The organism is Binatus soli (SeqCode), from assembly GCF_050015535.1.
Classification (GTDB): domain Bacteria; phylum Desulfobacterota; class Binatia; order Binatales; family Binataceae; genus Binatus; species Binatus soli.
This window is the reverse complement of sequence record NZ_JBEKBF010000021.1, coordinates 15,364-27,522: the sequence shown is the minus strand read 5'-3', so window position 1 is coordinate 27,522 and position 12,159 is coordinate 15,364. Positions and strand designations below refer to the sequence as shown.

The 12,159-nt window shown below is 62.7% G+C and carries 13 protein-coding genes; 3 read left to right on the top strand and 10 right to left on the bottom strand.

The features are described 5' to 3' along the window. Positions 1-81: 81 nt before the first annotated feature. From ABR989_RS15225 to recO, 3 genes are all read left to right on the top strand, one after another. Positions 82-921, top strand: a complete 840-nt coding sequence (locus ABR989_RS15225) for a restriction endonuclease (protein WP_428130135.1) — start codon at positions 82-84, stop codon at positions 919-921. A 125-nt stretch (positions 922-1,046) separates the two neighbouring features. Beyond that, positions 1,047-2,180 carry an AAA family ATPase gene (locus tag ABR989_RS15220; protein WP_428130134.1) on the top strand — a complete coding sequence of 378 codons (1,134 nt, stop codon included), beginning with the start codon at positions 1,047-1,049 and terminating at the stop codon, positions 2,178-2,180. 6 nt (positions 2,181-2,186) lie between these two features. After that, a complete protein-coding gene (gene recO, locus ABR989_RS15215) occupies positions 2,187-2,960 on the top strand; it encodes a DNA repair protein RecO (protein ID WP_428130132.1) in 774 nt (257 codons plus the stop codon). A gap of 11 nt (positions 2,961-2,971) precedes the next feature. Here recO and ABR989_RS15210 read toward each other — a convergent pair whose 3' ends face one another. The 10 genes from ABR989_RS15210 to ABR989_RS15165 form a co-directional block, all read right to left on the bottom strand. Next, a complete protein-coding gene (locus ABR989_RS15210; RefSeq protein ID WP_428130131.1) occupies positions 2,972-3,574 on the bottom strand; it encodes a histidine phosphatase family protein in 603 nt (200 codons plus the stop codon). A gap of 52 nt (positions 3,575-3,626) precedes the next feature. After that, complete coding sequence (locus ABR989_RS15205; protein WP_428130129.1) at positions 3,627-4,403, bottom strand: slipin family protein; 777 nt, start codon at positions 4,401-4,403, stop codon at positions 3,627-3,629. A gap of 84 nt (positions 4,404-4,487) precedes the next feature. Then, on the bottom strand, positions 4,488-5,819 hold the full coding sequence (locus ABR989_RS15200) for an NfeD family protein (protein WP_428130128.1): 1,332 nt from the start codon (positions 5,817-5,819) through the stop codon (positions 4,488-4,490). Beyond that, on the bottom strand, positions 5,816-6,628 hold the full coding sequence (locus ABR989_RS15195) for a uracil-DNA glycosylase (RefSeq protein ID WP_428130127.1): 813 nt from the start codon (positions 6,626-6,628) through the stop codon (positions 5,816-5,818). Before ABR989_RS15195 ends, ABR989_RS15200 begins: the two co-directional genes overlap by 4 nt. Before the next feature lie 7 nt (positions 6,629-6,635). After that, positions 6,636-7,886 carry a bifunctional phosphopantothenoylcysteine decarboxylase/phosphopantothenate--cysteine ligase CoaBC gene (coaBC, locus tag ABR989_RS15190; RefSeq protein WP_428130126.1) on the bottom strand — a complete coding sequence of 417 codons (1,251 nt, stop codon included), beginning with the start codon at positions 7,884-7,886 and terminating at the stop codon, positions 6,636-6,638. Between the two features lie 56 nt (positions 7,887-7,942). Then, positions 7,943-9,262 carry an inositol-3-phosphate synthase gene (locus ABR989_RS15185; RefSeq protein ID WP_428130125.1) on the bottom strand — a complete coding sequence of 440 codons (1,320 nt, stop codon included), beginning with the start codon at positions 9,260-9,262 and terminating at the stop codon, positions 7,943-7,945. An 18-nt stretch (positions 9,263-9,280) separates the two neighbouring features. Beyond that, positions 9,281-9,616, bottom strand: coding sequence for a YfhL family 4Fe-4S dicluster ferredoxin (locus ABR989_RS15180; RefSeq protein ID WP_428130124.1), 336 nt, complete (start codon positions 9,614-9,616; stop codon positions 9,281-9,283). Between the two features lie 127 nt (positions 9,617-9,743). After that, entirely contained in the window at positions 9,744-10,793 is a 1,050-nt protein-coding gene (locus ABR989_RS15175; RefSeq protein ID WP_428130123.1) for an Mrp/NBP35 family ATP-binding protein, read from the bottom strand. Between the two features lie 68 nt (positions 10,794-10,861). Further along, a complete protein-coding gene (locus ABR989_RS15170; protein WP_428130122.1) occupies positions 10,862-11,281 on the bottom strand; it encodes a pyridoxamine 5'-phosphate oxidase family protein in 420 nt (139 codons plus the stop codon). Between the two features lie 55 nt (positions 11,282-11,336). Continuing rightward, complete coding sequence (locus ABR989_RS15165; protein WP_428130120.1) at positions 11,337-12,137, bottom strand: enoyl-CoA hydratase/isomerase family protein; 801 nt, start codon at positions 12,135-12,137, stop codon at positions 11,337-11,339. Between the last annotated feature and the right edge of the window lie 22 nt (positions 12,138-12,159).

Sequence of the window (12,159 nt, the reverse complement as noted above, 5' to 3'; positions counted from 1 at the left end):
GCATTGCCGGAGAACTGGCTTGACGACTATCGCCACGGAGCAGTCGCCACGGCTCGGCCACGAGACAGGTGGAGAGGTATGATGGAACGGCGGGTACCAACTTACGACAAGCTGCTGTGGCCGACCCTTGAAGCACTCAGGGCAATGGGCGGCTCTGGTTCCAACCAAGAGATTCTCGACAAGGTGATCGAGATTCTGAAGATGCCCGAGGACTTGCAGAACATTCCTCATGGAGACGGGCCAAACAGCGAAATAGCGTATCGGTTGGCTTGGGCGCGGACGTACCTGCGGCTCTTCGGGGCGTTGGAGAACAGCAGTAAAGGCGTTTGGACGGTGACTCCAAAGGGCCAAGCTCTTAAGGAGCAAGAAGTTGCAAGAGTACGTGCGTTGGTCAAAAAGGAGTTTCCGCAAAAGCGCCAAGCAAGGCTAAAAGAGTCGGAGGCGCTTCACGAAACCGACGACGAAAGCTGGCGTGAAAAACTCCTGTCGATCCTGCAAGGCGTTTCTCCTGATGCGTTTGAGCGCCTCGCACAAAGACTCCTGCGAGAGTCGGGCTTCGTGAACGTGGAAGTCAAGGGGCGAGCGGGCGATGGAGGTATCGATGGCATCGGCGTGCTTCGAATCCGGCTCTTGTCTTTTCAGGTTCTCTTCCAGTGCAAACGCTACAAGGGCAGCGTTCCGGCAAAAGACATCCGCGATTTTCGGGGCGCCATGATCGGACGAACTGACAAAGGCCTATTCATAACCACGGGCCGATTCACACCTGACGCGAGACGTGAAGCCACGCGGGACGGTGCGCCGCCCATCGACTTAGTTGATGGCGAACAACTGTGCGACCTGCTGAAAGAATTGAAGATCGGAGTGAAATCGGAAGTTGTCGAAAAGATTGAAATTCTACCGGACGTTTTCAAGGCAATTTGAGACGTAAGTATAATCCGTCCTGAGCTTGCGCTGCGGTCGCCACGGGCAGGGGTGGGGTTAAGTCTTTGGCTGCGGTCTGGTACAAATCATTTGCAGACTGATCGATGGATCAGTCGCCGCACGCAATGGCAGACACGGCATCATCGAAGCTCGCGCGAATCCGCGAAGAACTGAACCGGATGTTCGTCGAACGGAGCGATTTGATCGATGGCGCAATCGTGGCGCTGCTGTCGGCGAATCACGTGCTGATAATCGGGCCGCCGGGAACGGCGAAATCGATGCTGGCCGACGAACTGTGCCGGCGAATCGAAGGGGCGAACTATTTTCAGTGGCTGCTGACGAAGTTCAGCACGCCGGAGGAAATTTTCGGCGCGGTGAGCCTGAAGGGACTCGAGGAAGACGATTACCGGCGCGTCACCACGCACAAACTGCCCGAGGCGCACATCGCGTTCCTGGACGAAATCTTCAAGGCCAACTCGTCGATCCTCAACGCGCTGTTGACGATCATCAACGAGCGTATTTTCCACAACGGGCGCGAGCGCGTCGTGGCGCCGCTGATTACGATGTTCGGCGCGTCCAATGAACTGCCCGACGAGGACGAACTGACCGCGCTTTACGACCGGTTCATGCTGCGCTTCATGGCCGATTACATCACGGAGGAGCACGGCTTCCTCCGCATGATGGCGGGCGGTCCGGAGCGGACGCGGACAACGCTTAAATTTGCGGAACTCGACGAGCTGCGCGCGGCGGCATCGGCGGTCAAGGCGCCGGGTGCGATCCTCGAGGCAATTGCGCAAATCAGGCGCGAACTCGCGCGCGAGCAAATCGTCGTCTCGGATCGGCGCTGGAAAAACTCCCTCGGCATTTTGCGCGCGCACGCAATCGTCGCCGGACGCACCGCGGTGGTCGAAGACGACCTGATGTTCCTTGCGCACGTCCTGTGGAAAGACCCCGAAGAGCGGCCCAAAGTGGCCGAGGCGCTGCGTCGAATCGTCAGGGGATACGAAGACAAGCTGCAGGAACTGGTGTTCGAGAGCCGCGAGCTGCGCGAATACGCCGACGGCGCGTGGGAGAGCGAGGAGCTGCGGCGGCGCGCGCTGACCGAGGCGAATGCGAAACTGGCGAATATCGCGGCGCGTTTCGACGTGCTGCTGAAGGAGGCGTCGGACTCCGGCCGGGCGGTCGCCAATGCGGAGCGGATGCGCGTCGAGGTCAAGGACATTCAGCAAGCCGTGTTCCGCAGAAGCGTCGGCGCCTAGAAATTCATGCCGGTCGAAGAATCAACGCCGGCGATCGTGCTCCGCGCGCGCGACTACGGCGAGTCGGATCGAATCGTCACGGCGCTGACGCTCAACGCCGGCAAGCTCAGCGGTATCGCGAAGGGCGCCAAAGCGTCGCGGTATCGCTTCGAGCGCAAGCTCGAACCATTTACGCACGCCGTCCTGCACTACCGCCGCCGGCCGCACGGGCAGTTGGTGTTTATCACGCGCGCCGAAGCTGCCGACCTGCCTCAACACGTGCTCGACGACGACCTCGCAAAGATCGCGCTGGGCAGCTACATGCTCGAACTCACCGACGCGCTGACGACGGAGGACAGCGAAGCGGCGGAGGCGTATCGCGTGTTGTCGGAAGGACTCGGCGCGCTGAGCCACCGGTTTGCGGACGCGGCTCTACGGCAGGCTTTCGAGATGCGGCTGCTGGGATGGGCCGGCTTCGGACTGGAGTTTACGCGCTGCCGCATATGCGCGAGCGCCAACGGCGACAACGGCGCGACGGTTTATTTCGTGGTGTCGCGCGGCGGAATCGTGTGCGCGAAATGCCGGCCTGCGGTGGCGGAGGGCGCGATCAAGCTCTCCAGCGCCGGCGCCGCAACTCTCGCGCGACTGGGGACGGCGCCGATGGACGATTCGCCCGGCTCGGAAGCGGCGGGTCCCGACGGTGCTCTGGCGCTGGCGCGGTTCATCGGATCGATCGTGGATCGGCGGCTGCGCAGCCAGGAATTTCTCGATTCAGTTTTGCCGGGCGCGGGCAAAAAGTGAAAAACTGAAAATCAGCCGCCGGTTTCGCGGGCCGGAGATTCTCCGTACACCACTTCGGGATCGCGGTAGCGGCCACCCTGATGCTCGATCAGAACGATGCCGCAGTTGGGCGACACGTGGGCGTTTTCCCATTTGCCGGTCACGTGCGCCCACACCGATCGCATCACGCCGCCATGACTGACGATTACGATCTCATCGTTGGGATATTGGCGGGCTACGCGATCGAGAACCGGAGCGACGCGCCTGAGCACGTCTTCATGACTCTCGCCGCCCGGCGCGCGCCACGCCCACGGGCGCTTGGGATCGAAGGCGGGATCGTCGGCGACCGACTCGTACGGCTGTCCGGCGAGGTCGCCCAGACTCTGCTCGCGGAACTCCGCCTCGTATTCGATCGGGATGCGCAGTACCGCGGCGATGATGTGGCCGGTCTCGCGGGCGCGCGCGAAGGTGCTCGCAATCACCAGCGTAGGCGCAAACATCAGCTTGATTCTGAGCGCGGCCTCGTGCGCCTGGCGGCGGCCGAGCTCCGTGATCTTCGCTTCGCCGGAGGTGGTGAAGCGCCGAGTCGCGTTGCCTTCGCTCTCGCCGTGACGGACCATTATCAGCTTGCCCATAGGGTCGAAAGTTTCTCCGAAAATTCAGTTTGGCGCCAACCGATACGGTTGCTCAGGGCTTGGGCTTGTCGCCGCCGCCGACAGCTTTTGCAATCGCGCGGAATGGTTCGAGCAGATCGATCGGCAACGGAAAGACGATGGTGGAATTGTGATCGCTCGCGATCTCCTTGAGCGTCTGGAGGTAGCGAAGCTGGAGCGTGATGGGACTCTTGCTCATGATCTCCGCGGCCTCCGCGAGCCGCTGCGCGGCCTGGAATTCGCCTTCGGCCGCGATCACCTTGGCGCGGCGCTCGCGCTCGGCCTCGGCCTGCGCCGCGATCGCGCGCTGCATATCCTGCGGGAGATCGATATTTTTCAATTCGACGAGCGTGACCTTCACGCCCCACGGCTCGGTTTGCGAATCGACGATTTCCTGGATGCGCGCGTTGAGCTTGTCGCGCTGGCTGAGCAACTCGTCGAGCTCGGTCTGGCCGCCGACGGAGCGCAACGTGGTCTGCGCCAGTTGCATCGTGGCGAACAGGTAATTCTCGACCTCGGTGACCGCGCGCGAGGGATCCACGACGCGAAAGTACAGGACCGCGCTGACCTTGACGGTCACGTTGTCCTTGGTGATCACGTCTTGCGGCGGGATGTCCAGCGTAACGGTCCGCAGATCGATTCGCCGCATCCGCTCGAGCACGGGGATCACGAAGATCACGCCCGGCCCGCGATAAGGAGTGAGGCGGCCGAGACGAAAGACTACGCCGCGCTCGTACTCGTTGAGGACATTGAGCCCGCTAAAAATGAAAATTACAACGATGAAGACGACTACGCCTACTCCGCCCGCCATCACGATTCTCCTTTTGCCCCCCCACCGCGAGAGGCTTGTTGATGCCCTACGTTATCCTGCGAACGCTCAGAAGTCTTCCGAACTTCACGGCAACTTCCGCACTTCCAATTCCAAACCGTTGATCGACTTGACGCGAGCGTGCGCGCCGGGGCTGAGCGGGTCGGTGCTGACGGCGCGCCAAATCTCGCCATGGACAAACACTTTGCCCGGCGCACCGGGAGCGATCGCCTCGCGCACCTCGCCGACCTCGCCGAGCAGGCCTTCCGCGCCGGTGGTCGAGCGGCGGCGGCGCTCGCGGGCCACGATGTATCCGATGCCGAGGATGATCAGCGTCAGCGCGGCGGCGGCGCCATATATAATGTGGCGATCGACCACCAGGTCGGTCTTCGAAGTGTCAATCAAAAACAGCGAGCCTATGACGAACGCCGTAACGCCGCCCAGGCCGAGGATTCCATAGCTGGCGACGAAGGCTTCGGAGATCAGCAATCCCACGCCGAGAAAAATCAACAGCAAGCCGGTGAGATTTACCGGCAGGACTTGGAACGATGCGAGCGCGAGCAGCAGGCATATCGCGCCGGCAACGCCGGGAAAGATGACTCCCGGATGCGCGAACTCGAAGTACAGGCCGACTAACCCCGCCATCAGCAGCAGATAGACGATGTTGGGATCGGCCAGGGTGTTGAGCAGTTGCTGGCCGGGCGTCATTCGCACCCGGCGCACGGTGGCATCGGCCAGCGCGAGCGTGAAGGTGCGGCCGGCGACCTGGACCTTGCGGCCGGTGGCTTGCGTCAGCAGGCTGCGCAGGTCGGGCGCGACGATATCGACGACGTTTTTGGCAAGCGCCTCGCGCTCGCCGATCGCGACGCTGCGGCGGACGGCCTGCTCGATCCAATCTTCGTTGCGCCCGCGCTGTTGAGCGATCGTACGCGCAAAGGTCGCCGTGAAATTCTCGACCTTTTGACCCATCGCGCCCTTGATGTCTTCTCCGCCCTCTTCGATCGGATGAGCCGCACCGATTGTGGTTCCAGGCGCCATCGCGGCTACGTTCGCGGCTTCGGTGATGAAGGTGCCGGCGGACGCGGCGCTGGCGCCGGATGGCGCGACGTACACGATTACGGGTACGGGAGCGGCCAGGAGATCCTTGACGATCTTTTCCGCGGAATTGAGAAGGCCGCCCGGCGTGTCGAGCTCGATCACCAGGGCGCTTGCGCCTTCGGCATTTGCGGACGCGAGTGAATCCTCGATGTAGGACGCGGTGGCGGGATTGATCGAGCCGTCAATAGCGATCAGTTGAACCCACGGCGGATGCGCAGCCGATTTCGCGGGCGCGTCGGCGGCAAGGATTCGATCCGATGCGAACGATCCGATCGCGATCGTCAATGCCGCGATGGCGACGAAGCTTAAGCGCAGATTCACGAGGCGGAACCGCCGCGGCGCGGAATCGGCATCCCGAGAAATTTCATGACTTCCTGAATGTCCGCCCACACCAGCCGTTTGTCGCCCGGGTTGCGGAGCAGGTAGGCGGGATGAAACGTGGGCATGAATCGAATGCCGCGGAAATCGTGCCAGTTGCCGCGCAGCTTGCTGATGGGCGTCTTCACTTTGAGCACGGCCTGCACGGCGAAGGAGCCCAGCCCGACGATCGCGCGCGGACGCACGAGGTCAATCTGGCGAAAAAGAAATGCCTCGCACGCGGCGACTTCGTCGGGTTCGGGATTTCGATTGTCGGGCGGCCGGCACTTGATCACGTTGCAGATGTACACGTCGGCGCGGCGGATGCCCATGCCGCGCTCGATGATGTCGGTCAACAATTGACCGGCGCGGCCGACGAACGGCTCGCCGCGGGCGTCCTCGTCGGCGCCGGGCGCCTCGCCGACGAACATCAGCTGCGCGCCGGGATCGCCGACGCCGAAGACGAGATTGATACGGCGCGGCGCGAGCTTGCATCGTTGACAATCTCCGATGAATTGGCGCAGCTCGTCGAGCGTCGTGGATTTTTCGAGGCCGGGATATTTCGAGAACAGTTCGGCGGGTATGAGTGCGGCGTCGGTCCCGCCGGCCGCGGGCGCGGAACCGGCTACAGGAGCCGGCGCGGTGAGCGCGGAGCGCGCGGCCCCAGACGCAGACGCGGGAAGTCCTTCCATCCCCTCCTCGCGCAACTGCTCGACGTAGTCGCGGATCGTGGCGACCAGCGTGCGGCGATCCGGCGGCGAAGACGCGTCCATGCGAAAGCTATCTGACGGCACGCAGGCGCGAGGATTTGGCCGAGCGGGCGGACTTCGGCTTGGCCGCGCGGATTGCGACGATTCGATCGAGGATCAGGTCCGCGACCGCATCCTTGGACATCTGCGGATGGCTCTGGGAGCGACCGTCGGAGCCGATCAGCGTGACGATATTGGTATCGACTTGGAAGCCGGCGCCCTCCCGGGTCACATCGTTGGCGACGATAAGGTCGAGCCCCTTGCGTTTGAGCTTGGCGCGGGCGTTGGCTTCCAGGTCGTCGGTCTCGGCGGCAAATCCTATCAGCAGGCGCGCGCCCTTCTTCGCCGCCAGGCGCGGCATCTCGTCCGCGATCGACTCCATCTCGAGTCGAAGCCCGCGCGCGTCTTTCTTGATCTTGCCACGCGCCGGATTCGCGGGGCGGAAATCGGCAACCGCCGCCGCCATCACAAGCACCGTGGACCACGGAAAATTGCTGGACGTTTGACTGAGCATCCCGGCCGCAGTCACCGTGTCGATTCGTCCGACGCCGTAAGGCGTCGCGAGCGCGGACGGCCCGGCGACGATTCGCACAGCAGCGCCGCGGCGCCATGCCGCGCGCGCGATCGCAAATCCCATCTTGCCCGACGAACGGTTGGAGACGAATCGCACCGCATCGATCGGCTCCTGAGTCGGTCCGGCAGTTACCAGAATGTTTTCGCCCGCGAGGTCCTGCGCGGAGAGCATCTTCTCGATTTCCGCGACGATGATCGCCGGGTCCGCCAGGCGGCCCTTGCCCTCGTAGCCGCATGCGAGCGCGCCCTCGCCGGGATCGATGATCACCGTACCGCGCGACCGCAGCCTGGCGAGGTTCTCGGCGACCGTCGGATGCTCGTACATGTGCACATTCATCGCGGGTGCGAACGCGACTTTCGCGCGCGTGGCAAGCAACACAGTAGTCACTATGTCGTCGGCGATACCGACGGCGGCCTTGGCGATCACGTCGGCGGTCGCGGGCGCGATCACGATCGCGTCGGCGGCGTCGGCGAGTCTAATGTGGCCGATTTCAGATTCCTGCGTCAGAGAGAACGTATCGGTGGCGACGGGATTCGAGCTGAGGGTCTGGAGCGTGAGCGGCGTGATGAACTCGGTCGCGTTGCGCGTCATCATGACCCGGACGATCGCGCCGGAGTTGACGAGCAGGCGGACGAGTTCCGCCGATTTGTAGGCGGCGATTCCGCCACTCACGCCGAGAACGATCGTCTTGCCGCTAAGCACGCTCATCGAGCCTTGATTCTAGTGCGGCGCGCTCGTGAGCGAAACGGCCCGCGTCACGCCCGTCAGTCGTAGTATTCAAGCCCGAGATGCGTGATGAGGTCCTCGCCGCGCATCCAGCGCAGCGTGTTCTTGAGCTTCATCAGCTGGATGAAGATGTCGTGCTCGGGATAGATGTTTGGCGCGTGCATCGGCGCCTTGAAGTAGAAGGACAGCCATTCCTGAATCCCGCGCATGCCGGCGCGGTGCGCCAAATCGAGAAACAACACGAGGTCGAGCACCAGCGGCGCCGCCAGGATCGAATCGCGGCACAGGAAGTTGATCTTTATCTGCATCGGATAGCCGAGCCATCCGAAGATATCGATATTGTCCCATCCCTCCTTGGAGTCGCCGCGCGGCGGGTAGTAATTGATTTTCACCGAGTGGAACACGTCGCTGTAAAGCTGCGGATGCAGCTCGGGCTGAAGGATCTGGTCCAGCACAGACAGCTTGGTCTCTTCCTTGGACTTGAACGAGCCGGGATCTTCCAGCACCTCGCCATCGCGATTGCCCAGGATGTTGGTCGAGAACCATCCCGACATCCCCAGCATGCGGGCCTTCAGTCCGGGTGCGATCAGCGTCTTCATAAACGTCTGCCCGGTCTTGAAGTCCTTGCCGCAGACGGGGAGGTTGGTCTCGCGCGCGAGTTCCAGCAACGCGGGCGTGTCGGTGGTCAGGTTGGGCGCGCCGTTTGCGTGCGGGATTCCCATCTTGAGCGCGGCGTAGGCGTAGATCTGGCTTGGCGCGATTTCGGGATCATTGTTGGCGAGCCCGGCCTCGAAGGCTTTCAAACTCTGATGGACTTCCGACGGGCGATGGAACACTTCCGTCGAGCCGCACCATATCATCACGGTGCGCGCGACGCCGGTGCGTTTCTGGAACTGCCGGATGTCATCCATCAGCATCGCGGCCTTGTCCATCTTGGTGCGGGCTTCCTTCAGATTGGGGCCGCGGATGTTGCGCACGTAGTCCTGGTCGAACACCGCCTCCATCGGATGAATTTTTTCCAGGGGCGCGCGCACCTGCTCCAGGAGCGCAGGATCGAGCACCGCGGCGTGGCGCGCCGCTTCGTAGGCGCTGTCTTCGTAAATGTCCCATCCGCCGAATTCGAGATCTTCCAGTTTGGCCAGCGGGACGAAGTCCTTGATCAGCGGCGTGCGTCCCTCGGTGCGCTTGCCGAGGCGAACCGTGGCCAGCTGGGTCAGAGATCCGATCGGCGCGCCCAGCCCGCGCTTAACCGCCTCGACTCCGGCGATGAACGTCGTGCTGACGGCGCCGATGCCGGGCAGCAGCACGCCGAGCTTGCCGTCCGCGGGCGCGATTCGGACGGAATTTTTTGTCGTCAAACTTCAGGCTCCTTGGCGTCAGCCCTTTCGAAACCGCGACGGGTATTCGGCGCCGAAGGTTTGATCGGGATGGAGGACGCGAGCACGCTCGATAAGGACCTCATCGGTCTCGGGAATGTTGGGGTCCGGGATGCAGCAATCGACGGGGCAAACCGCCGCGCACTGTTCCTGGTCGAAGAAGCCGACGCATTCGGTGCATTTGTCGGGGACGATATAGTAGAGGTCGTCCTTGATCGCGGGCGTGGTCGCGCCGTTGAGTTCCCATTGCGCGCCGCCTTCGTAAATCGCGGTGTTGGGGCATTCCGGCTCGCACGCACCGCAGTTAATGCATTCTTCTGTTATCACCGTGGCCATTTTCGAGCTCCAATTCCGGTCATTGTTGAATTAGGTTGCCGCGCCTGGGCGGCGACGAAACGATAGGACCGAACGGCAACAATATCGGCGCGCGGCAAATCGAGCAAGTATTTCAAGTTGTTAGTTGTCAACCGGCCGCGGCGTTTGCAATCCGCCGTGCGAGCTCCATGAACGCCACGCTCGCAGGATGCTCAGGTTTGGCGATTGTTATCGGCGTGCCGTCGTCGCCGGTCTGGCGCAGCTCGGGATAGATCGGGATCCGCGCGAGCAGTTGGGTCCCTTCCTCCGCGGCCATCCGCTCGCCGCCACCGTGGCCAAAAAGTTCGTCGCGCTCGCCGCAATCCGGACAGACGAAATAGCTCATGTTCTCGACCACGCCAAGAATCGGACAATGCACCTGCCGAAACATCTTGACCGCGCGTGTCGCGTCGAGCAGCGCAACGTCCTGGGGCGTCGTCACGATCACGGCGCCGTCGAGCGAGACTTGCTGCGCGAGCGTCAACTGCGCGTCGCCAGTGCCGGGTGGAAGATCGACGACGAGAAAATCCTGGCTGCCCCACAGCGTGTCCTTGAGGAATTGGCGCACCGCCCCCATCACCATCGGCCCGCGCCAGATAATCGGCGCCTTCTCGCCCAGGAAAAATCCGATCGAGATCATTTTCACGCCGTACTTTTCGATCGGGTGGAAATTCTGTCCGCCCGCCGACTTGGGCCGCTCGTCACCGGCGTTGAACATCATCGGGATCGACGGCCCGTAGATGTCGGCGTCGAGCAGGCCGACGCTGAAGCCCAATCGCGCCAGGGCGACCGCCAGGTTTGCCGCGACGGTGGATTTGCCGACTCCGCCCTTGCCGCTTCCCACCGCGATTATGTGCCTGGTGCCTTCGAGCCGCACGCGGCCGGTTTTTTCGCCAAGCTCGGCTTCGATTCGATGCACCCTAAGCTCGACGCTGGGCACGCCGAGGTCGTGCGTGAGCGCGTGATGGATTTTCCCGGCCAGCTCGCGGATCACCTCGTCGCGCTCAGTGACCTGCCGAATCGTGATCGCGTAGCCGCCGTTTTGCGCCGGCCGGGCATCCTCGACGATTCCAAGCGCAACGATATCGGCGCCGTAACCGGGATACTTTACGTGTCCGAGCGCCTCGATAACCGCATCGTTTGGTACCTGTCGTGCCACTAATGCAATTATCGCAGATGGATTAGCCCGTCGAAAGCCGCGCGATGCTTGAGGCCGCATCTCATGCGCTAAGGGCGCTCCTGCCCGTAGTCCCACGAGATCGTGCGCGCCGGCTTGAAGCTCACGACGACGACCTTGCTGCCCTTGAGCGATTTCGCGTACGCCTTGCCGAGTTTCTTGCCCAGGTATCCGACCGCCATCCGCTCCGTCCGCTTGTCGTCGATCTTTTCCTCGAGCGTCGCGCGCCCCTTCAGCACCACCGCCTTGTACGGCGCCTTCTTGGTATCGACCACCAGCGTCAAGCGTGGATCGCGCATGAGGCATTTGTATTTGAACGACTCGGTGCCGGTGTGAAAGACGATTTGCCCGTCGGCGTACTCGTACCAGGTCGGCGCCGCGTGCGGCGCGCCGTCGGGCGCGGTGACCGCGACCACCGCCACGATCGGTTTGTTGAGCAGCTTCTCGACATCTTTTTTCTTCATCGGCATGCGGACCAGTTCTCCTGTAGCGGGGGCGGCTTGGAAGTGAGTGAAAAGTAAAAACTCACTTGCCCTTGAAATTCGGCTTGCGTTTTTCGCGGAAGGCGCGGATGCCCTCGCGCACGTCTTCGGACGGGTTTGTGATCATCACGTTGAGCGCGGCGTCCTCGAGCGCATTCTCCAGCGTCATCTCGCGCTGCTTGTACATCATGCGTTTGGCCAGCCTTATTGCCAAGGGCGGTCCGTCGGCGAGCCGCCGCGCGAAATCGTTCACCCGCGCCTCGAGTTCCGCGTGCGGCACCACTTCTGTAACCAGCCCGAGTTCGAGCGCCGTCCTGGCGTCATAGACTTCGGACAGCAGCGTCATCTTGAGTGCGCGATCCAATCCCATGAAGCGGGGGAAAAGGTACGCTCCGCCTTCGTCGCAGAGCAGCGCGAACTTGAGCGCGGTGTCCCCCAGCCGCGCCTGGTCCGAGGCGATTCTAAAATCGCACGAGAGCGCGAGCGTCAGGCCGCCCGCCACCGCCGCGCCGTTAATCGCCGCGATCACCGGCTTGTCGAAGCGATGCAGCGACAACACCAGCTGATGGAACCCTTCGCGCATCTCCAGCATATGACCCATCGGATGCCCATGAAATCGCGAGCGGCTCTCGGGCGCGCCGCTGATATCGCCACCGGCGCAGAACGCGCGTCCGCTGCCCGTGATGATCAACACGCGGACTTCGTCGTCCTGGCGCGCGAGATCAATCGCCGCGCACATTTCCTTGACCATCGTGTCGTTGTAGCCGTTCATCCGCTCGGCGCGGTTGATGGTGATTTTCGCGACGTGGTCGCGCGCATCGTAGATGATCGTCTTGAAGTCCATCGTTGACCCCCGGATCCGGGAC